Below are 19005 nucleotides of genomic sequence, written 5' to 3'. Positions count from 1 at the left end.
CCCGGACCCGGTCGCGGGACCTGCGGATCGCGCCCGACCGGCAGGGCGACGCCCGCCGCCTCGCCGCTGACACCGGTCCCGACACCGGTCCCGACACCGGTCCCGGCGGCGGTCGCCCGCCGGAAGGCCGGCACCGTGGTCGCCCCACCGGCGCGGCAGGCCGTATACGAAGGCCGTCCGGTTCACCCGTACCGGCGGCCGGTCACCCCCGCCGTCCGCCGCTTCGGGGATTCCCCGCCGCCAGGCGGCACCCTTGCCGCTACTAGCGCCGCGGCGCTAGCGTGGCCTTATGGCGAAGACCCAGTTGAACGTTCGGGTGGACGAAGCCACCGCCGAGACGGCGCGGGAGCGGGCCTCACAGCGCGGCATCAGCGTGAACCGCTACATCGAGGAACTCGTCCAGCAGGACGAGGGGGAGAGCGGCCGGGCGTTCGTGCAGGCCGCGGCGGACTTCATGCAGCGCTACGAACAGGTCTTCGACGAGGAGTTCGGCGGCCGGAGCGAAGGCTCCCGTTGACCCTGCGGATCGACCTCGCCTGGCTGCTGATGGTCGCCGAGCACAACACCCCCGGCGACCCGCAGGTCACCGACTGGGGCGCGCTCGTCGCCGCGGTCAGCAGACACCACGCCGAGATCTTCGGCCGGCCCGTCTACCCCGACGAGCACACCCGCGCCGCGGCGCTGCTCCAACTGCTGGTGCACGTGCCCGCGCTGGAACGCTCCAACGCCCTCTTCGCGACCGCCGTCGCCTACGCCTACCTGGTGGCCGGCGGCCTCAAGGTCACCACCACCCCGGAGCGGGTCAGGGAGCTGGCCCGGCTGGTCAAGGACGGTGCCGCGGACCTGGACCGGATCGCCGCGGAACTGCGCGCCTGGACCGTGTGAGCCTCCCGGGCCGGGAGCCGGCGCTGTCCGGGGTTGGCGCCCCCGGGCCGGATGCCCGCCGCCCCGCGGTCCGCGCCCGGACGGTCCGCGGGCGCCTGGCCGCCCCCCTACGCGACGCCGGAGGCCGCCCGGAAAGGCGGCGGGGCGTAGGCCTTGACGAAGGCGGCGGCGTGCCAGCCGCCGCCGAGCTGGGGCGCCAGCCAGTTGGGGGCGGCGGTTCGGAACGCCTCGGGGGACAGCGCGCCCGCGGCCTCCGGCAGGGCGCCGAGCAAAGGGGCGCCGGCCGCCTCGGGGAGGTCGGCGAGGTTGCAGCGCTCGGCGAGCTCCGGCTCGGCCCGCCAGCTGCCGATGATCACCCCGAGGCAGCCGATCCTCCGGGCCTGGAGCGCTTCCGCGGTGAGCGCCGTCGCGTTGAGGGTGCCGAGCCCGGCCGGGGCGACCAGCAGGACCCGGGCACGCAGCAGCGCCGCCGCGTCGGCCAGCGTCGAGCCCCGCTGGTCGTAGCGCACCAGCAGCCCGCCCGCGCCCTCCACCAGCACCACGTCGTGCACCGCCGCCAGCTTGGCCGCCGCCTCCGCGATCTCCTGCGGCCCGACCGCCTCCAGGCCGGCCCGCCGTGCGGCGGTCGCCGGCGCCAACGGCTCGGGATACCGGGCCAGTTCCACCGCCGTCACCTCGCCGGCCAGCCGCGCCACCTCCGCGGCGTCCCCGGGCTCGCCGTCGCCCACCCCCGTCTGCGCGGGCTTCAGCACCGCCACGCTCAGCCCCTGGGCCAGCGACGCGGCGGCCACGGCGGCCGTCGCCACCGTCTTCCCCACCTCGGTACCCGTCCCGGTGACGACCACGATGGCCATGGCCCAGTTCCTTTCCTCGACAGTTCCCGGCCGACGATACGGCCCCGGCGGCGGGCGCCCGCACACGGCGGCGCGCCGCCGTGTGCGAGACGGCGCCGGAAGCCGCCGGATCACCCGCGGGACAAGGTGGTTCAGCCCGCCGCCGCCGCGTCCCGCAGCGCCGCGCAGATCCGCGCCACGTCCTCGTCGCCGGTGACGTAGGGCGGCATCGCGTACACCAGGTCGCGGAACGGCCGCAGCCAGACCCCGGCCCGTACCGCCGCCCGGGTCGCGGCGGCCATGTCCACCTCGTGGTCGAGCTGGACCACCCCGATCGCCCCGAGCACGCGGACGTCGCGGACGCCCGGGAGGGCGGCGGCCCCGGCCAGCCCCTCCCGCAGCCCGGCCTCCACCCGCTTGACCTCCCGCGCCCAGTCCTGGTCCAGCAGCAGGTCGACGGACGCGCAGGCGACCGCCGCCGCCAGCGGGTTGCCCATGAAGGTCGGGCCGTGGGCCAGCACCGGCACATCGCCCCGGGAGATCCCCTCGGCCACCCGCGAGGTGCACAGCGCCGCGGCCATCGACAGGTAGCCCCCGGTGAGCGCCTTGCCGACGCACATCACGTCGGGCGACACACCGGCGTGCTCGGCGGCGAAGAGCCGCCCGGTGCGGCCGAAGCCGGTGGCGATCTCGTCCAGGACCAGCAGCACGCCGTACTCGTCGCACGCTTCCCGCAGCACCCGCAAATACCCGGGGGAGTGGAAGGACATGCCGCCCGCGCCCTGCACCACCGGCTCCACGATCACCGCGGCCAGCTCGTCGGCGTGCCGCCCGACCAGCTCGCGCAGCCCCGCCGCGTACACCGGGTCCACCGGGGCGTCGAAGCCCGGCGGCGGCGCGTCCGCGAAGACCTGCCGCTGGAGCACCCCGGACCACAGATGGTGCATACCGCCGTCCGGGTCGCACACGGACATCGGCTGCCAGGTGTCGCCGTGGTAGCCGCCGCGCCAGGTCAGCAGCCGCCGCTTGGTCGGCCTGCCGAGCGAACGCCAGTACTGCAGGCACATCTTGACCGCGACCTCGACCGACACCGAACCGGAGTCGGCGAGGAAGACGTGCCGCAGCGGCTCCGGCGTGATCTCCACCAGCCGGGCGGCCAGCCGGACCGCCGGCTCGTGGGTGAGCCCGCCGAACATCACATGGCTCATCCGCGACAACTGCGCCCGCACCGCCTCGTCCAGCGCCGGGTGCCGGTAGCCGTGGATCGCCGACCACCACGACGACATGCCGTCGACCAGCTCGGTGCGCCCCTCGGCGGGCGCGGCCAGCCGCAGCCGCACTCCCGCCGCGGACGCCACGACCAGCGGTTCCTGACGGCCCGGCATCGGACCGTAAGGGTGCCAGACGTGCTCCCGGTCCAGGCCGAGCAGCACGTCCGGCGCCAGCGGAGCGCCCGGCGCGTCAGGCATTGGGCGGCAGATCCGTCCCCGCGCCCCGCCGCCGTACCGCGACCAGATCCGTCCGCACACCGCCCGGCGCCGACACCCCCGCCGCCGCGGCCACCCCCGGCCGGTGCGACCCGCAGGCGCCGCCCGCGTGCCCGCCGCAGCCCGCCTCGTCCGTACCGCGGCCGGCCCCGTCGGACCCGTGGGTCCCGCACAGCCCGGCGGCCGGGAGTTCCCTGTGGTCCGGCAGCGTACGGGTCTGGGCGCCCTCCACCTCGAAGCCCGCGTCGGCGATCATGTCGAGGTCGGCCTGGCCGGCCTGCCCCTCGCTGGTCAGGTAGTCGCCCAGGAAGATCGAGTTGGCCAGCTGAAGGGCCAGCGGCTGCATCGTCCGCAGGTGCACCTCGCGCCCGCCGGCCAGCCGTACCTCGACGTCCGGGCAGACGAACCGCACCATCGCCAGGATCCGCAGGCAGCGCTGCGGGGTGAGGTTCCACTCCTTGGCCAGCGGGGTGCCCTCGAACGGGATCAGGAAGTTCACCGGCACCGAGTCCGGGTCGAGCGCGCGCAGCCCGAACACCACGTCCACCAGGTCCTCGTCGCTCTCGCCCATGCCCGCGATCAGCCCGGAGCACGCCGACAGGCCGGCCGCCTGGGCGCGGTGCACGGTGTCCACCCGGTCGGCGTAGGTGTGGGTGGTGGTGATGTCCCCGTAGGTGCTCTCGGAGGTGTTGAGGTTGTGGTTGTAGGCGTCCGCGCCGGCCGCCCGCAGCCGTTCGGCCTGGCCGTCGGAGAGCAGGCCGAGGCACGCGCACACCTCGACGTCCTCGTGCTGCCCCTTGATCGCCTCGATGGTCTGCGACACCCGGTCCACGTCGCGGTCGGTGGGACCGCGCCCGCTGGCCACCAGGCAGACCCGCTTGGCGCCGCCGGCCACTCCGGCGCGGGCGGCGTCCACGGCCTGGTCGGGCTTCAGCCAGGAGTACTTGAGGATGTCGGCCTGCGAGCCGAGGCGCTGCGAGCAGTACGAGCAGTCCTCGGGGCACAGCCCGGACTTGAGGTTCACCAGGTAGTTGAGCTTGACCCGGCGGCCGAACCACTGGCGGCGGACCCGGCCCGCCGCGGCCACCACATCGAGCAGTTCGTCGTCGGAGGTCGCCAGGACGGCCAGTGCCTCGTCCCGCGTGGGCAGCTCGCGGCGCAGCCCCTTGTCCACCAGTGCGGTCAGGAGATCCATAGGGCGATCCTCGCCTACGAGGGCCCCCGCGGCCAAGGACGGACCGGACAACTCCGATGGCCCCGGGTGTGTGCATCACCACACCCTGTGCACGTCCCGAAGCCAGTACGTTGCAGGTGACCATCGACCGAACCGCGCATAGGGGGACCGCCGTGCACAGCGTGGGCAGCGCCGACGGTACGCAGCAGGCCGGGCCCGCCGGTCCGTTCGGCTGGATCGCCGACCAGGACCGGATCCGCCGCGCGGCCGGACTGCGCCGGGAACTGCGGCACCGGCCGGCCGACTCGCCGCTGCTGGACCTCGCGGGCAACGACTACCTCGGCCTGGCTCGGCACCCCGAGGTCACCCGGGCCGGCGCGGACGCCTGCCTGCGCTGGGGCGCGGGCGCCACCGGCTCCCGGCTGGTCACCGGCAGCACCGCGCTGCACGCCGAACTGGAGGCGGAACTCGCCGACTTCACCGGCTTCGAGGCGGCCCTGGTGTTCGCCTCCGGCTACGCCGCCAACCTCGCCGCGGTCACCGCGCTCACCGGTCCCGGCACCCTGCTGGTCTCCGACGCCGCCAATCACGCCTCCCTGATCGACGGCTGCCGGCTCTCGCGCGCCACCACCGAGGTGGTGCCGCACGCCGACCCCGACGCGGTCCGCAAGGCGCTGGCCGGGCACGGGGGGCGCGCGGTGGTGGTCAGCGACTCGGTGTTCTCGGTCGACGGCGACGCCGCCCCGCTGCCCGCGCTCGCCGCGGCCTGCCGCAACTACGGCGCCGCGCTGCTCGTCGACGACGCCCACGGCCTCGGCGTGCTCGGCCGGGCCGGGCGCGGGGCGGCGCACGCGGCGGGCCTGGCCGGGGCACCCGACGTGGTGTGCACCGCCACGCTGTCCAAGGCGCTGGGCGCCCAGGGGGGCGTGGTGCTGGGCCCGGCGGCCGTCGTCGAACACCTGGTGAACGCGGCCCGCACCTTCATCTTTGACACCGGCCTGGCCCCGGCCGCCGCCGGCGCCGCGCTCGGCGCGCTGCGGCTGCTGCGCCGCGAGCCCGAGCGCCCGGCCCGCTCGCGGGCGGTCGCCCGGGACTTCCACCGGCTGCTGACCGGCGCGGGCCTGGACGCGACCGCGCCGGACGCCTGCGTGGTGTCGGTGCGGGCACCCTCGCCGGAGGCCGCGTTCGGCTGGGCGGCGGCCTGCCGGGCCGAGGGGCTCGCGGTCGGCTGCTTCCGCCCGCCGTCGGTGCCCGACGGGGTCTCCCGGCTGCGGCTGACCGCCCGCTGCGACCTGACGGACGCCCAGGTGGCCGGCGCGGTGGACGTGGTGGTCCGGGCCGCACCGCGCGGCTGAGGCGGCGCCCGGCCGGTCAGACCGGTCGGGACGCCCAGGTGGCCGGCGCGGTGGACGTGGTGGTCCGGACCGCACCGCGCGGCTGAGGCGGCGCCCGGCCGGTCAGACCGGTCCGAGGCCGTCGCCGGTCAGCGCCCGTACGAAGTCGGTCCAGGCGCCGGGCGGGAAGAGCAGGGCCGGGCCCAGCGGGTCCTTGGAGTCGCGCACCGCCAGTTCTCCCGCCGCCAGCCTGGCCGTCTCCACGCAGTTGTTCGCGGCCGTACTGTGGCTGCTGCGCCGCCAGGCCAGGCCGGAAAGCGCGGCGGCGGAGGAAGGATAACGGGCCCGCGTCGTCATGAGGTCTCCCATTTTCCGGTCGGCGCGGCCGACCCGGCTCGTTCGGCTGTTGCGAACTAACCCGACAACTCCGCATGGATCCGTGCGATCATGGCCGCCGACTCATCGCCGGGAAGAGCCCGCGTGTGCAATCGGGTGAACGCGGCTGCGTATGCCTCGATGTGCTCTTTCTGATCGACGTAGAGACTACTCGTCAAATGGTCGACAACAACCACGTCCAGATCGGCACTGCGCGGAAATGAGAAGATGACGAAAGAATTTGTCACTCCCGTGTGCCCGCCGGCCGCGAAGGGCAGCACATGCAGCCGGACCTGCGGAAGCTCCGCCGCCTCCGCCAGCCTGCGCAGCTGACCCGCCATCACCGCCCGCCCGCCGACCCCGCGCCGCAGCACCGCCTCGTCGAGCACCGCCCACAGCTCCAGCGGCCGCTCCTGGTACAGCACCGCCTGCCGGGCCAGCCGTACGTCGACCAGGGCGTCCAGCTCCCGCCGGCTCAGCTGCGGCATCACGTCCGCGGTCAGCGCGCGGGCGTAGTCCGCGGTCTGCAGCAGGCCCGGGACCACGGTGTTCTCCATCGAGCGGGCCCGGCTGGCGCCCGTCTCCAGACTGATGAAGTCGCGGTACTCCACCGGCAGCACATCGCGGAAGTCGTGCCACCAACCCCGCTGGAAGCCCCGGTCGGCCAAGGTGCCGAGCAGGTCCCGCAGAGCCGGATCACGGACCGCGTAGACGTCCAGGAGCACCGTCACGTCCTCGGCGCGGACACTGCTGCGGCCGGTCTCGATCCGGCTGACTTTCGACTGGTGCCATCCGGCCAGCCTGGCCGCTTCACCACTGGTGAGCCCGGCGCGGTCGCGCAATCGGCGTAACTCCTCACCAAGTCTGCGTCGCCGTACGGCGGGGACCCGTTCCATGCTGTCTCGCTCCTTCTGAAGTGTGCGACGCCCGTGGAGCAGCTGCCGTTACGACAGTGTGCCGACCGAAAGCGGATCCACGTGGCAGAGTTCACCGATTTGAGCGACAGATATATGCAAGGTGATGTGGAACGCCCGCAATGGCGTCACGATGGGTGCACTCCCGTGCGAAGCGGCAGCGTCCGGACCGCGGTCCGGAACCGGGTCCCGGTACCCGGCGCGCGTACCGGAGCCGGGTCACGGGAGGAAAGGGAACGGCGCCGTCATGGCAGATCTCCAGGAAACCTCGGTCACCCTGCCCAGCGAAGCCGCGTCGGTGACGGCGGCCCGGCGCTGCGTGAGCAGGCAGCTGCTGGAGTGGGGGCTGCCGCCCGACGACCCGGCCGCCGACACGGTACGGCTGATCGTCTCCGAGCTCGCCACCAACGCGGTCCTGCACACTTCCGGACAGTCGCCGACCTTCACCATGGACATCCGGCTCGAACGCGGCGAGCAGCTCCACATCGGCGTCACCGACAGCCACCCGCGGTGGCCGCGGCGGCTGCCCACGGCGGCGCAGCAGGACAACGGCCGCGGCCTGGTGATCGTCCGGCTGCTGGCCGCGGAATCGGGCGGCGGGCTGCGCGTCACCCCGACCGGCGACGGCGGCAAGACGGTGTGGATCACCCTCCCGTGGGCGGTCCCGGTGCGCTGACCCGCCGCCCGGCGGACGGCCCGCCCGGGACCAGGACAACGACCAGGATCGGCACCTGGGCCCGGCCCGGGGCGGAGGCGTGCCGCTGCCGCCGGAGCCGACGCGTGCCCACCGTGCTCACCGCACCCGGCCGTACCACCGCCAACCTCACCGCACCCGGCCGTACCAGACGCCGCCGGTCCAGATCCGCTCCAGCCGGACCTTCGCGCCGGTCTTGGGCGCGTGCCAGATGTTGCCGCCGCCCGCGTAGATCCCGACGTGGTAGACCGAGGAGACGGACGAGCCGGAGTGGAAGAACACCAGGTCACCGGCCTTCCGCGAGCCGGCAGTGATGTGCCGGGTGCTGTTGTACTGGGCGGCCGCGGTGCGCGGGATCTTCTTGCCCGCCTGCTTGAACGAGTACAGCGTCAGCCCGGAGCAGTCGAAGCGGTAGGGGCCGGACGCGCCCCACTGGTAAGGCGAGCCCTTCTTCGAAGCGGCCACGTTGAGGGCCTTGGCGGCCGTTGCCGCGGCCTGCGCCCGCGGCGCGGCTCCCGGCAGCAGCGACGGTACGGCGACCGCCGCAGCGGTGAGCACGGAGGCCGCCCCGAGCCGGGACAGCCGGGCCGACATCCGGGCGGCGGCCCGGCGAGGGGCGGTGGGCTCCGCCGGGCCGCCGCCCGCGGCGGTCCGGGGCCGGTGCGCCGCCGGCCGGGAGAGCGGCGGAGCCGGGGCGGGCGGAGCGTCGGGGGCGATCGGCGCGGGAGGGGCGGCCGCGGCGCCGGGGGCGGCCGGGGGCACACGGTGGAGCGCGGTCATGCGCAACCCTTCGTCGTCAGCCTGCGAAGGATGACCTGTCGGGTTCGGGCAGGCGAAGATGCCCGGCCGCGCGCGGCGGCTTCACCCCAAGGAGTGGCCCGGAACTGCTGCCGGGCCGGCCCCGTCGTGCCGGGTCCTCCGCTCCTGCCGCTGCACTCGTGTCGACCTGGCATCCGCGCGGCGGCAGGATTGGGCGTCCACGCAGACCGCCCCGTCACGGTGGCGGGGGCTTGTCGTCACCACGGATGGTTACGCACCTGGAGTGTCCGCGCAGTGACAGAAACGCTCTTTGTGATGTTCATCACTATAACGCTGAATGGGAGCATAGCCCCGCATGTTCCTTTTGTGTTGATCGGTGCCCGGCTGCTGACCTGCCCTGACGGTCCCGGCGCCGACCGGTGCCCGGCCGGTCCGCGTAACCGCGCCGGCTTCCGGCGGCGGGTAACCGGCTAGACCAATGGGCTGAGCCGCCCGCGCGGCCGCGGCGGACGAGTCTGTGACGCACGGTCACCGGACCGCGGCCGGACCGCGGCCGGACCGGAGTCGGCGCGTGACCGGTCGGGCGGCGGTCCGGGGCCGGACCGGGCGGCTCAGCGCTCCGGCGGCGGGGCGGCCGGGTCAGGCGCCACCGTGACGTGCCCGGAGCGGCGCTCGCCGTCCAGCACCCGCAGTGCCCGGCCGAGGGTGACGTGGTGCAGTTCGGTCTCCCCGCGCATGTGCATCACGGTGAGCGCCTCCTTGAGCGCCACCGCCCTGCCGACCAGCGCCTGGGCCGCGCGCAGCGCCGAATAGGTGTCAGTGGCGCGAGACGGGTTGATCCGGCCCAGCAGGTCCACCATCTCCAGATAGCGGTCGACCAGTTCGCCCTCGGAGCGGGTCAGGGCGGGCAGCGGCGGCAGTTCCGGGACCACCGCGGTTCACCGCGGGGTGTGCGGGGCCGCGTCGGCCTTGCGGCTGGTGGTCAGCCGGTCGACGAGCCCGTACGCCACGGCGGACTCGGCGTCGAAGACCTTGTCCCGCTCGATATCGGTCCGGATCCGCGCGCGGTCCTGGCCGGTGTGCCGGGCCAGTAGCGTCTCCAGTTGTTCGCGGGTGCGCAGCATCTCCGCGGCCTGGATCTCCAGGTCGGAGACCGGGCCCCGGACCGCCTCGCCCAGGGACGGCTGGTGGATCAGGATCCGGGCGCCCGGGGTGGCCATCCGCTTGCCCGGCCGGCCGGCGGCCAGCAGCACCGCTGCGGCGGAGGCCGCCTGGCCGATGCACACCGTCGCCACGTCGCAGGACACGAACTGCATGGTGTCGTAGATCGCGGTCATCGCCGAGAAGGAGCCGCCGGGGGAGTTGACGTACAGGCTGATGTCCTGGTCGGGGGCGGCGCTCTCCAGGTGGATGAGCTGGGCCATCACGTCGTTCGCCGAGGTGTCGTCGATCTGCGTGCCCAGGAAGACGATCCGCTCCTGGAGCAGCTTGGAGTAGGGGTCCGTGGTGCGCACCCCGTTGCTGCTGCGCTCGGTGAACTCCGGCAGCACATAGCGGGCGGTGGGATAGGACATGGCAGGCACCTCCGGCGTTTCCGATACGTCCCTCTGCATAAAATGTACAGGACGTACATCTCGATATGATGGGGAGCATGACCCATGACGTCCCGGTGACACAAGCGCGGGCCGAGCTCGCCGAGCTCATCAACCGCGTGGTCTACGGCGGTGAACAGGTGGTGCTGACCCGCCACGGCAAGCCGCTCGTCGCCCTGGTCTCGGCCGCCGACCTGCAACGACTGCGCGATCTCGACGAACGGCCGGAGGAGCGGGTGATCAGCACGGTGTCCACCGTCGGCTCCCGGGCGTCCGCCACGGGCGAACGCCGGCGGTTCGGCATCGCCGCCGAGCGGCGCGGTCCCGACGCGCGCTGACCAGGGCCGTCCGGGCGGTTCCGGGGCCGGCCGGGGCGCGGAACCGGCCCGCGTACCGCCCGGCCGCGGCCCGTGACGGCTGCCCGTAACAACCGTTAACCCCGTCGAAACGCCGTCGAACTAATCTCGCGGAACCCGGACGACTGTGAGGTAGAGCTGTGCGGTTGACCCCCCATGAGCAGGAACGGCTGCTCATCCATGTGGCCGCCGACGTGGCGGCCCGGCGGCGCGCCCGCGGGCTGCGGCTCAACCACCCGGAGGCGGTCGCCCTGATCACCGCCCACCTCCTGGAGGGCGCCCGCGACGGCCGGACCGTGGCCGAACTCATGGCGTCCGGCCGGACCGTGCTGACCCGGGAGGACGTCATGGAGGGCATCCCGGAGATGATCCCCGACGTACAGGTCGAGGCCACCTTCCCGGACGGCACCAAGCTCGTCACCGTCCACCAGCCGATCGTCTGAGGGGAGCCGCCGTGATTCCCGGAGAGATCCTGCACGCGCCGGACCCGGTGCCGCTGAACGCCGGCCGCCCGGTCACCCGGCTGGCCGTGCTCAACGCCGCGGACCGGCCGATCCAGGTCGGCTCGCACTACCACTTCGCCGAGGCCAACCCGGGCCTGAGCTTCGACCGCGCGGCGGCCCACGGCCTGCGGCTGAACATCGCGGCCGGCACCGCCGTACGCTTCGAGCCCGGCATCCCCGCCGAGGTCGAACTGGTGCCCGTCGCCGGACAGCGGATCGTCGCGGGGCTGCGCGGCCGGATCGCCGGCCCGCTCGACGCGGCCCCCGGCGGCGACGACACGGCGGACCCCGCCGGGAACGGAGCCGAGCGTGCCTGAACTCTCCCGGGCCGTATACGCCGACCTTTTCGGCCCCACCACGGGCGACCGGATCCGGCTCGCCGACACCGACCTGCTGATCGAGGTCGAGCGCGACCTGTCCGGCGGACCGGGCCTGGCCGGGGACGAGGCGGTGTTCGGCGGCGGCAAGGTGATCCGCGAGTCCATGGGCCAGGGGCGCACCACCAGGGCCGAGGGCGCCCCCGACACGGTGATCACCGGAGCCGTCGTGCTCGACCACTGGGGCGTGGTCAAGGCGGACGTCGGCATCAGGGACGGCCGGATCGCCGCCCTCGGCAAGGCCGGCAACCCCGAGACGATGGACGGGGTGCACCCCGACCTCGTCATCGGCCCCGAGACCGAGGTGATCGCCGGCAACGGCAGGATCCTCACCGCCGGGACGATCGACGCCCACGTGCACTTCATCTCGCCCACCTTGATGACCCAGGCACTGGCCACCGGCGTCACCACCGTCGTCGGCGGCGGCACCGGCCCCGCCGAAGGCACCAAGGCCACCACCGTCACCCCCGGCGGCTGGCACCTGGCCCGGATGTTCGCCGGCCTGGAGGCGTACCCGGTCAACGTCGGGCTGCTCGGCAAGGGCAACACCGTCAGCGAGCGGTCCATGTACGACCAGCTGAAGGCCGGCGCGGTCGGCTTCAAGATCCACGAGGACTGGGGAGCCACCCCGGCGGCGATCGACGCGTGCCTGACGGTGTGCGAGCGGACCGGCGCCCAACTCGCCATCCACACCGACACACTGAACGAGGCCGGGTTCGTCGAGGACACTCTCGCGGCCATCGCCGGCCGAGGCATCCACGCCTACCACACCGAAGGCGCGGGAGGCGGGCACGCGCCCGACATCATCACCGTCGTCTCCCAGCCGCACGTCCTGCCCTCGTCCACCAACCCGACCCGGCCGCACACCGTCAACACCGTCGAGGAGCATCTCGACATGCTGATGGTCTGCCACCACCTCAACCCGGCGGTCCCGGAGGACCTGGCCTTCGCCGAGTCGCGCATCCGGCCGTCCACCATCGCCGCCGAGGACGTCCTGCACGACCTCGGCGCGATCAGCATCATCAGCTCCGACTCGCAGGCCATGGGCCGGATCGGCGAGGTCGCGCTGCGCACCTGGCAGACCGCGCACGTCATGAAGCGCCGGCGCGGGGCACTGCCGGGCGACGGCCCGGCCGACAACCACCGGGCCCGGCGCTACGTCGCCAAATACACCATCAATCCCGCGGTGGCACAGGGACTCGACGCCGAGATCGGCTCCGTCGAGGCGGGCAAGCTGGCCGACCTGGTGCTCTGGGAGCCCGCGTTCTTCGGCGTGAAACCGCAACTGGTCATCAAAGGCGGCCAGATCGCGTACGCGCAGGTGGGCGACGCCAACGCCTCCATCCCGACCCCGCAGCCCATGCTTCCCCGGCCGATGTTCGGCGGGGTCGGCGCCGCCCCCGCGCTGAACTCGGTCAACTTCGTCACCGAGGCGGCACTTGAGGACGGGCTGCCCGAACGGCTCGGACTCGGAAAAAACTTCGTCGCGACCCGCAACACCCGGGCGCTCACCAAGGCGGACATGCGGGAGAACGACGCGCTGCCGGTGGTTGAGGTGGAGCCCGACACCTTCACCGTCCGGATCGACGGCGAGGTGGTGGAGCCCGCGCCCGCCCCCGAACTGCCCATGGCCCAGCGGTACTTCCTCTTCTGAGGGCCGATGGATCCGAGGACCCGATGACGCCGCCCGCCGCCCGTTCCGCCCTGCTGCTGCTCGCCGACGGCCGCTTTCCGGCCGGCGGCCACGCGCACTCCGGCGGCGCGGAGGCGGCGGTCGCCGACGGCCGGGTCCACGACGCGGCCACGCTCGCGGAGTTCTGCCGCGGCCGGCTGCACACCACCGGACTGGTCGCCGCCGCACTGGCCGCGGCGGCGACCACCGGACTCGACCCGCTCGCGCTGGACGAGGCGGCCGACGCCCGCACCCCCGCGCCGGCCCTGCGGGCGGTCTCCCGGCGGCTGGGCCGCCAGCTGCTGCGCGCCGCCCGCGCCGCCTGGCCCGGCCCCGCGCTCGACCGCGTCGCCGCCGACCGGCCCCGCGGCGCCCACCACCCCGTCGTCCTCGGCCTCACCGCCCGCGCGGCCGGCCTCCAGCCCCTGGACGCCGCGCACGCCGCCGTCTACGAGTCCGGCAGCGCGCCCGCCACCGCCGCCGTCCGCCTGCTCGGCCTCGACCCGTTCCACGCCGCCGCCGTCCTGGCGCACCTGGCCCCCGAGATGGACGAGGTCGCCGCCGCCGCCCGCGCCGCGGCCGCCCGCGCCATGACCGAGGGCCCGGCCGCGCTGCCCGCCGTGTCGGCCCCGCTGCTCGACATCGCCGCCGAACACCACGCGACCTGGCCGGTCAGACTGTTCGCCTCCTGAAGCCGGCCGCCACCGCCTCGCACCCCTCATCCCAAGGGAGCCCGCCATGCATCTCGACCACCCCCAGATCTTCCCCGAGCGGTACGCGCACTCCGCCCCGGAAACGGGTACGGACGGGCGGCGCCGGGCGCTGCGGATCGGCCTCGGCGGCCCCGTGGGCTCCGGCAAGACGGCGACCGTGGCGGCACTGTGCCGCACGCTGCGCGACGAGGTCGCCATCGGGGTGGTGACCAACGACATCTACACCCGCGAGGACGCCGACTTCCTGCTGCGCAACGCCGTGCTGCCCGCCGAGCGGATCGTCGCCGTGGAGACCGGGGCGTGCCCGCACACCGCGATCAGGGACGACATCTCGGCCAACCTGGAGGCGGTCGAGGACCTGGAGGAGCAGGTCGGCCCGCTCGACCTGGTCCTGGTCGAGTCGGGGGGCGACAACCTGACGGCGACCTTCTCCAAGGGGCTGGTGGACGCGCAGATCTTCGTCATCGACGTGGCCGGCGGCGACGACATCCCGCGCAAGGGCGGCCCCGGGGTGACCACCGCCGACCTGCTGGTGGTCAACAAGACCGACCTCGCCCCCTACGTCGGCGCCGACCTGGGCCGGATGGCCCGGGACGCCGCCGCCCAGCGCGGGGAGCTGCCGGTGGTCTTCACCTCGGTCGCCGGGCCGGACGGCATCGCCCCGATCGCCGCCTGGATCGCCGAGCGGCTCGCCGCCTGGGCGCCGCTGGCGGCGACGTGACGGCACGCGGGGCGACCGCACGCGGCGTCAGCGCCGTCGCCCGGATCAGGGCCGTCGCCGACGGGCGGGGCGGCACCGCGCTGCCGCTGCTCGCCGGCGAGGGTCCGCTCGCCCTGCGCCGCTCCCGGGGCGGCACGGTGATCCTGGTCGGGGCGATGAGCGCGCCGCTGGGCGGCGACCGGCTGCGGGTCGAGGCCGAGGTCGACCGCGGCGCGCGGCTGGTGGTCGGAGCGGCCGCCGCGACCCTCGCGCTGCCCGCCCTGGACGGCGAACCGGCGGCGTACGACATCCGGTTGACCGTCGGCGACGACGCGGCGCTCACGTGGCTGCCGGAGCCGCTGATCTCGGCCCGCGGGAGCTCGCTGCGGATGACGACCCTGGTCGAACTCGCCGCGACCGCCCGGCTGGTGCTGCGCGATGAGCAGATACTGGGCCGGCACGCCGAACCCCCGGGCGACCTGGCCACCCGGCTCACCGTCCGCCGCGCGGGCCGCCCGCTGCTCGACCAGGAACTCGTCTTCGGCCCGGCAGCGCCCGCCTGGTCCGGGCCCGCCGTCCTCGGCCCGTACCGGGCGGTCGGCCAGGTCCTGCTGGTCGACCCGGACCTGGGGTCGCCCCCGGCCAAACCCCTGGTCCTCACCGCCGATCCGGCCGACGGCCGGGCCGCGCTGACCCCGCTGGCCGGCCCCGCGCTGCTGGTGACCGCGGTCGCCGCCGACGGCCTGCGGCTGCGCCGGCTGCTGGACCAGGGGCTGGCCGCGGCCCGCAACCGCTGACCGGCGCGGCCGGCCGCGCCGCCGCCGGACTCCCCGCCCGGCCCGCCGCCGACGCGGCCCGCCCGGACCGCGGCCCGCCCGGACCGCGGCGGGCGCGGGCGACCTCGTCCGCGCCCGGCGGCCCGACCGGGAATCACCCGGCTGCGCTGTTCACGCCCGGCCCACCGGGGAACGTATCCGCACCTCAGCACTGTGATCACCGTGGCCGCCCGGCACGGTTCTTCAGCGGGAGGTCCGGCCTGTGCGACCGACTGTGGGACACGCGCTCGTGCTCGTCTCCACCGCAGCCCTGCTCGCGACCGCCCTCGCCGCCGCCCCGGCGGCGACCGCGGGACCGCCGCCGGCCGCGGCACCCGTCCCCGGCACCGTCCCGGAGGCCGTCGGCCAGCTGATCGCCGCCCGCGACGCCCGGCGGCGCGGCGTCGACTGGGCGGACTGCCCGGCCGGCTGGGGCCTGGCCGCGCCCGTGCGCTGCGGCTGGGTCACCGTGCCGGTGGACTACGCCGAGCCGTTCGGCGACACCGTGCGGCTCGCGGTGGACCGCGCGCCGAGCACCGGCACCCCCGCGGAACGGCAGGGCGCGCTGGTCTACAACCCCGGCGGCCCCGGCGGTTCGGGGCTGCGCTTCCCGCTGCGCGCCACCACCGGCGCGGCCCTGTGGACCAAGACCGCCAGGGCCTACGACTTCGTGGGTTTCGACCCGCGCGGCGTCGGCCACTCGGCGCCGGTCTCCTGCCAGGACCCGCGGGAGTTCGCCGCCGCGCCCAAGCCCGATCCGGTGCCGGGCGGCGAGGCCGACAAGCAGGCCGGGCGGCAACGCGTCGCCGCGTACGCCGAGGGCTGCCTGCGGCGCACCGGCGCGGCCGTGCTGGCCCGGATGACCACCGCCGACACCGCACGCGACCTCGACGTCGTCCGCGCGGCCCTCGGCGAGCGCCGGCTCACCTACCTCGGCGTCTCCTACGGCAGCTACCTGGGCGCGGTCTACGCAAGCCTGTTCCCCGCGCACGTGCGCCGGATGATCGTGGACAGCGTGGTCAACCCCGCCCGGGACCGGGTCTGGTACCGGAACAACCTCGACCAGGACATCGCCTTCCAGTCCCGCTGGCAGGACTGGGAGGACTGGGTGGCCCGGTACGACACCGCCTACCACCTCGGCGGCACCCGGGCCGAGGTGCAGGCGAACTGGGAGCGCCTGCGCGCCGCCGCGAAGGCCCGTCCCGTCGGCGGCGTCGTCGGCCCGGCCGAACTCCTCGGCTACTTCCAGAACGCGCCCTACTACGACTCGGCCTGGACCGCCGTCGCGAGCGTGTGGAGCCGCTACCGGGCCGGCGACACCAAGGCCCTGGTGGACGCGGCGGGACCGCGCCCCGCCGACACCGCGGGCAACACCGCGGCGGAGAACGGCAACGCCGTCTACACCGAGGTCGAGTGCAACGACGCCCAGTGGCCGACGAGTTGGCCGCAGTGGGACCGCGACAGCACCGCGCTCGCCGCCGAGTTCCCCTTCCTCACCTGGTCCAACGCGTGGCTGAACCTGCCCTGCGCCACCTGGCCGGTGCCGCAGGGCACCCCGGTGGACGTACGGTCGCGGCGCGGACTGCCGGCCGTGCTGATCGTGCAGAGCACCGACGACGCGGCGACCCCGTACGGCGGCGCGCTCGAACTCCACCGCAGGCTCGCCGGATCACGGCTGGTCACCGAACGGGACGCCGGATCGCACGGCGTCACCGGGCTGGTCAACCCCTGCGTCAACAGCCGGGTCGACGACTATCTGCTGACCGGCGCGCTCGACGGCCACGACGTGGTGTGCGGTCCGCACGCGGCGCCCGCGCCCGCCCCCTGACACCTCACCCGCGCCTCCGAACGAGCGCCCCGAACGAGCAACCGGACGAGCGACCCCAGGCGGGGGCGGTCCGCAGCCCGGCGCCGGGGGTCGTCCGGCGCTCAGGAGGAGCCGCGGCGCGGCCGGCCCCGGGTTTGCCGCGGCTGCCCGGCCTTGACCTCGCCGGCGTACCGGTCGACGTACTCCTGCCCGGACAGCGCCATGATCTCGTACATGATCTCGTCGGTCACCGACCGCACCGCGTACCGCTGCCCCTCCATGCCGGCGAACCGGGTGAAGTCCAGCGGGCGGCCGAAGCGGATGGTCACCCGGCCCATCCGGGGCAGGGTCCGGCCGGGCGGCTGGAGTTCGAAGGTCCCCAGCATCGCGCACGGGATCACCGGCGTCCCCGCCCGCAGCGCCATCGCCGCGACTCCCGTACGGCCCCGGTAGAGCCGACCGTCGGGCGACCTGGTGCCCTCCGGGTAGATGCCCAGCAACTCGCCGCGGCCCAGCACCGCGAGGGCCGCGTCGACGGCGGAGCCGCCCTTGCCGCCGGAGCGGTCCACCGGGATCTGGCCGATGCCGCGGAAGAAGGCGGCGGTCAGCCGGCCTCTGACACCGGGCCCGTTGAAGTACTCGGCCTTCGCCAGGAAGGTGATCCGCCGCGGCAGGATCGCCGGCATCACGAAGTGGTCGGCGAACGAGAGGTGGTTGCCCGCGATGATCGCGCCGCCGTGCTCCGGCACGTTCTCCAGGCCCTCGATCCGCGGCCGGAACAACAGCCGCAGCAACGGCCCCAGCACCACGTACTTCAGCACCTGGTAGAACACGGCGACCACCTCCCCGGCCGGTCCCTGGCACGCCCGGCTGCGCGACCCCGGTGCTCCGGCGCCCCGGCAGAGTAGTGCCCCCGTGCCCGCCGCGACCAGGGCGGGCCGGCGGCGGCCCGGCGGACGCCGCGTCCGCGGTCCGTACCCGCTCGCCCGGCGGACCGCCCGCGCGCTGCCGTCAGCCGCGGCCGCGCGCGTCCAGCGACGCCAGGTACGCGTTGTACGCGACGAGTTCCGCGTCGCCGTCCCGGTCCGCGGCCCGGTCCGAGCGGCGGGCCTGCCGCTGCTCGGACATGTACCACTGGAAGAGCAGCGCCACCAGCACGATGACCGACGGGACCTCGCTGAACGCCCAGGCGATACCGCCGGCCGACGTCTGGTCGTCCAGCGGGTCGACCCCCAGCGACGCCGCGGGATGCGCGAACGTGGTGACCATCGGCTCGCTCGCCATCATCAGCGCGATCCCGAAGAACGCGTGGAACGGCATCCCCGCGAACAGCTCCAGCATCCGCATGACGTAGCCCGGCCGGTGCGGTCCGGGATCAACGCCCATGATCGGCCAGAAGAAGACCAGGCCGACGGCGAGGAAGTGCACCATCATCGCGATGTGCCCGGCCCCGGTGGCCATCAGCGTGTCGAACAGCGGGGTGAAGTACAGCCCGTACAGGCTCGCCACGAACAGCGGGATGGTGAACGCCGGATGGGTCGCGTACCGCACGAACCGGCTGTGCAGCAGTCTCACCAGCAGCTCACGCGGCCCGAGGCGCCCGCGCCCGGCGGCCGGCAGCGCCCGCAGCGCCAGTGTCACCGGGGCGCCGAGCAGCAGCAGGATCGGCGAGAGCATGCTGAGGATCATGTGCTGCACCATGTGCACGCTGAACAGCACCATGCCGTAGTCGTTGAGCCTGGTGCACATCGTCGCACCGACCGTCAGCACCCCGGTGGCGAACGCCGCAGTACGGCCCGGCGACCAGTGGTCGCCGCGCAGCCGCAGCCGCAGCACCCCCCACCCGTACAGCGCCAGCAGCACCAGGCAGCCGGTCAGGAAGAACGGATCGCCGGCGCTGAAGGCCAGCCCCCGGCCGAGGGTGAACGGCGGCAGGTCCATGTGCATACCGTGTCCGCCGTGTTCCATCCGTCACTCCTTCGACCGTGGTGCCCGCACCAGACTAGAACCGGCCC

Annotated in this window: 22 protein-coding genes; 12 read left to right on the top strand and 10 right to left on the bottom strand. The window is 74.6% G+C overall.

Going from position 1 to position 19005, the window contains the following annotated elements; genetic code table 11:
- The first annotated feature begins 289 nt into the window (after positions 1 to 289).
- Both RLT57_RS00735 and RLT57_RS00730 read left to right on the top strand, forming a co-directional pair.
- Positions 290 to 517: an antitoxin gene (locus RLT57_RS00735; RefSeq protein ID WP_311295393.1), complete on the top strand. Its 228-nt coding sequence runs from the start codon at positions 290 to 292 to the stop codon at positions 515 to 517.
- Positions 514 to 885: a fic family toxin-antitoxin system, toxin component gene (locus tag RLT57_RS00730; RefSeq protein WP_311295392.1), complete on the top strand. Its 372-nt coding sequence runs from the start codon at positions 514 to 516 to the stop codon at positions 883 to 885. The genes RLT57_RS00735 and RLT57_RS00730 overlap by 4 nt, the downstream gene beginning before the upstream one ends.
- A gap of 107 nt (positions 886 to 992) precedes the next feature.
- On the opposite strand, the gene bioD is transcribed toward RLT57_RS00730, so the two are convergent.
- The 3 genes from bioD to bioB form a co-directional block, all read right to left on the bottom strand.
- Positions 993 to 1739 (bottom strand): dethiobiotin synthase, encoded by a 747-nt coding sequence (bioD, locus tag RLT57_RS00725; protein WP_311295391.1) that lies wholly within the window; start codon positions 1737 to 1739, stop codon positions 993 to 995.
- A 131-nt stretch (positions 1740 to 1870) separates the two neighbouring features.
- Positions 1871 to 3187, bottom strand: a complete 1317-nt coding sequence (locus tag RLT57_RS00720; protein WP_311295390.1) for an adenosylmethionine--8-amino-7-oxononanoate transaminase — start codon at positions 3185 to 3187, stop codon at positions 1871 to 1873.
- Entirely contained in the window at positions 3180 to 4400 is a 1221-nt protein-coding gene (bioB, locus tag RLT57_RS00715) for a biotin synthase BioB (RefSeq protein WP_311295389.1), read from the bottom strand. Before bioB ends, RLT57_RS00720 begins: the two co-directional genes overlap by 8 nt.
- A gap of 161 nt (positions 4401 to 4561) precedes the next feature.
- Between bioB and RLT57_RS00710 the strand changes: the two genes are divergently transcribed.
- Positions 4562 to 5734, top strand: coding sequence for an 8-amino-7-oxononanoate synthase (locus tag RLT57_RS00710; RefSeq protein WP_399129736.1), 1173 nt, complete (start codon positions 4562 to 4564; stop codon positions 5732 to 5734).
- 102 nt (positions 5735 to 5836) lie between these two features.
- Here RLT57_RS00710 and RLT57_RS00705 read toward each other — a convergent pair whose 3' ends face one another.
- Both RLT57_RS00705 and RLT57_RS00700 read right to left on the bottom strand, forming a co-directional pair.
- On the bottom strand, positions 5837 to 6070 hold the full coding sequence (locus RLT57_RS00705; protein ID WP_311295388.1) for a DUF397 domain-containing protein: 234 nt from the start codon (positions 6068 to 6070) through the stop codon (positions 5837 to 5839).
- Positions 6071 to 6126: 56 nt separating this feature from the next.
- A complete protein-coding gene (locus tag RLT57_RS00700) occupies positions 6127 to 6984 on the bottom strand; it encodes a helix-turn-helix domain-containing protein (protein WP_311295387.1) in 858 nt (285 codons plus the stop codon).
- Positions 6985 to 7249: 265 nt separating this feature from the next.
- On the opposite strand from RLT57_RS00700, the gene RLT57_RS00695 reads away from it, so the two are divergent.
- Entirely contained in the window at positions 7250 to 7678 is a 429-nt protein-coding gene (locus tag RLT57_RS00695; protein ID WP_311295386.1) for an ATP-binding protein, read from the top strand.
- A gap of 147 nt (positions 7679 to 7825) precedes the next feature.
- Here the strand turns inward: RLT57_RS00695 and RLT57_RS00690 are convergent, their stop codons facing one another.
- The 3 genes from RLT57_RS00690 to RLT57_RS00680 form a co-directional block, all read right to left on the bottom strand.
- A complete protein-coding gene (locus tag RLT57_RS00690) occupies positions 7826 to 8290 on the bottom strand; it encodes a C40 family peptidase (protein ID WP_311300517.1) in 465 nt (154 codons plus the stop codon).
- A gap of 776 nt (positions 8291 to 9066) precedes the next feature.
- Complete coding sequence (locus RLT57_RS00685; protein WP_311295385.1) at positions 9067 to 9387, bottom strand: hypothetical protein; 321 nt, start codon at positions 9385 to 9387, stop codon at positions 9067 to 9069.
- Between the two features lie 6 nt (positions 9388 to 9393).
- On the bottom strand, positions 9394 to 10029 hold the full coding sequence (locus tag RLT57_RS00680; RefSeq protein ID WP_311295384.1) for an ATP-dependent Clp protease proteolytic subunit: 636 nt from the start codon (positions 10027 to 10029) through the stop codon (positions 9394 to 9396).
- Between the two features lie 77 nt (positions 10030 to 10106).
- On the opposite strand from RLT57_RS00680, the gene RLT57_RS00675 reads away from it, so the two are divergent.
- The 8 genes from RLT57_RS00675 to RLT57_RS00640 all read left to right on the top strand — a co-directional run bounded on the left by RLT57_RS00675 (position 10107) and on the right by RLT57_RS00640 (position 17011).
- Positions 10107 to 10385 carry a type II toxin-antitoxin system Phd/YefM family antitoxin gene (locus RLT57_RS00675; RefSeq protein WP_311295383.1) on the top strand — a complete coding sequence of 93 codons (279 nt, stop codon included), beginning with the start codon at positions 10107 to 10109 and terminating at the stop codon, positions 10383 to 10385.
- A 158-nt stretch (positions 10386 to 10543) separates the two neighbouring features.
- A complete protein-coding gene (locus RLT57_RS00670; protein ID WP_311295382.1) occupies positions 10544 to 10846 on the top strand; it encodes an urease subunit gamma in 303 nt (100 codons plus the stop codon).
- An 11-nt stretch (positions 10847 to 10857) separates the two neighbouring features.
- Positions 10858 to 11223, top strand: coding sequence for an urease subunit beta (locus RLT57_RS00665; RefSeq protein ID WP_311295381.1), 366 nt, complete (start codon positions 10858 to 10860; stop codon positions 11221 to 11223).
- Complete coding sequence (locus RLT57_RS00660) at positions 11216 to 12937, top strand: urease subunit alpha (protein WP_311295380.1); 1722 nt, start codon at positions 11216 to 11218, stop codon at positions 12935 to 12937. Before RLT57_RS00665 ends, RLT57_RS00660 begins: the two co-directional genes overlap by 8 nt.
- A gap of 23 nt (positions 12938 to 12960) precedes the next feature.
- Positions 12961 to 13647 carry an urease accessory protein UreF gene (locus RLT57_RS00655; RefSeq protein ID WP_311295379.1) on the top strand — a complete coding sequence of 229 codons (687 nt, stop codon included), beginning with the start codon at positions 12961 to 12963 and terminating at the stop codon, positions 13645 to 13647.
- A gap of 46 nt (positions 13648 to 13693) precedes the next feature.
- The gene (gene ureG / locus RLT57_RS00650; RefSeq protein ID WP_311295378.1) at positions 13694 to 14389 is read left to right on the top strand and encodes an urease accessory protein UreG; all 696 of its coding nucleotides are present in this window, start codon (positions 13694 to 13696) and stop codon (positions 14387 to 14389) included.
- Positions 14386 to 15165: an urease accessory protein UreD gene (locus RLT57_RS00645; RefSeq protein WP_311295377.1), complete on the top strand. Its 780-nt coding sequence runs from the start codon at positions 14386 to 14388 to the stop codon at positions 15163 to 15165. Before ureG ends, RLT57_RS00645 begins: the two co-directional genes overlap by 4 nt.
- Before the next feature lie 241 nt (positions 15166 to 15406).
- Complete coding sequence (locus RLT57_RS00640; protein ID WP_311295376.1) at positions 15407 to 17011, top strand: alpha/beta hydrolase; 1605 nt, start codon at positions 15407 to 15409, stop codon at positions 17009 to 17011.
- A gap of 101 nt (positions 17012 to 17112) precedes the next feature.
- Here RLT57_RS00640 and RLT57_RS00635 read toward each other — a convergent pair whose 3' ends face one another.
- Positions 17113 to 17823: a lysophospholipid acyltransferase family protein gene (locus RLT57_RS00635; protein ID WP_311295375.1), complete on the bottom strand. Its 711-nt coding sequence runs from the start codon at positions 17821 to 17823 to the stop codon at positions 17113 to 17115.
- 178 nt (positions 17824 to 18001) lie between these two features.
- Positions 18002 to 18958, bottom strand: a complete 957-nt coding sequence (locus RLT57_RS00630) for a cytochrome c oxidase assembly protein (protein WP_311295374.1) — start codon at positions 18956 to 18958, stop codon at positions 18002 to 18004.
- Between the last annotated feature and the right edge of the window lie 47 nt (positions 18959 to 19005).

The sequence above is a fragment of the Streptomyces sp. ITFR-21 genome (assembly GCF_031844685.1).
Classification (GTDB): Bacteria; Actinomycetota; Actinomycetes; order Streptomycetales; family Streptomycetaceae; genus Actinacidiphila.
Note: the sequence above shows the minus strand (reverse complement) of the source record. Positions and strands in the feature narration are given on the sequence as shown.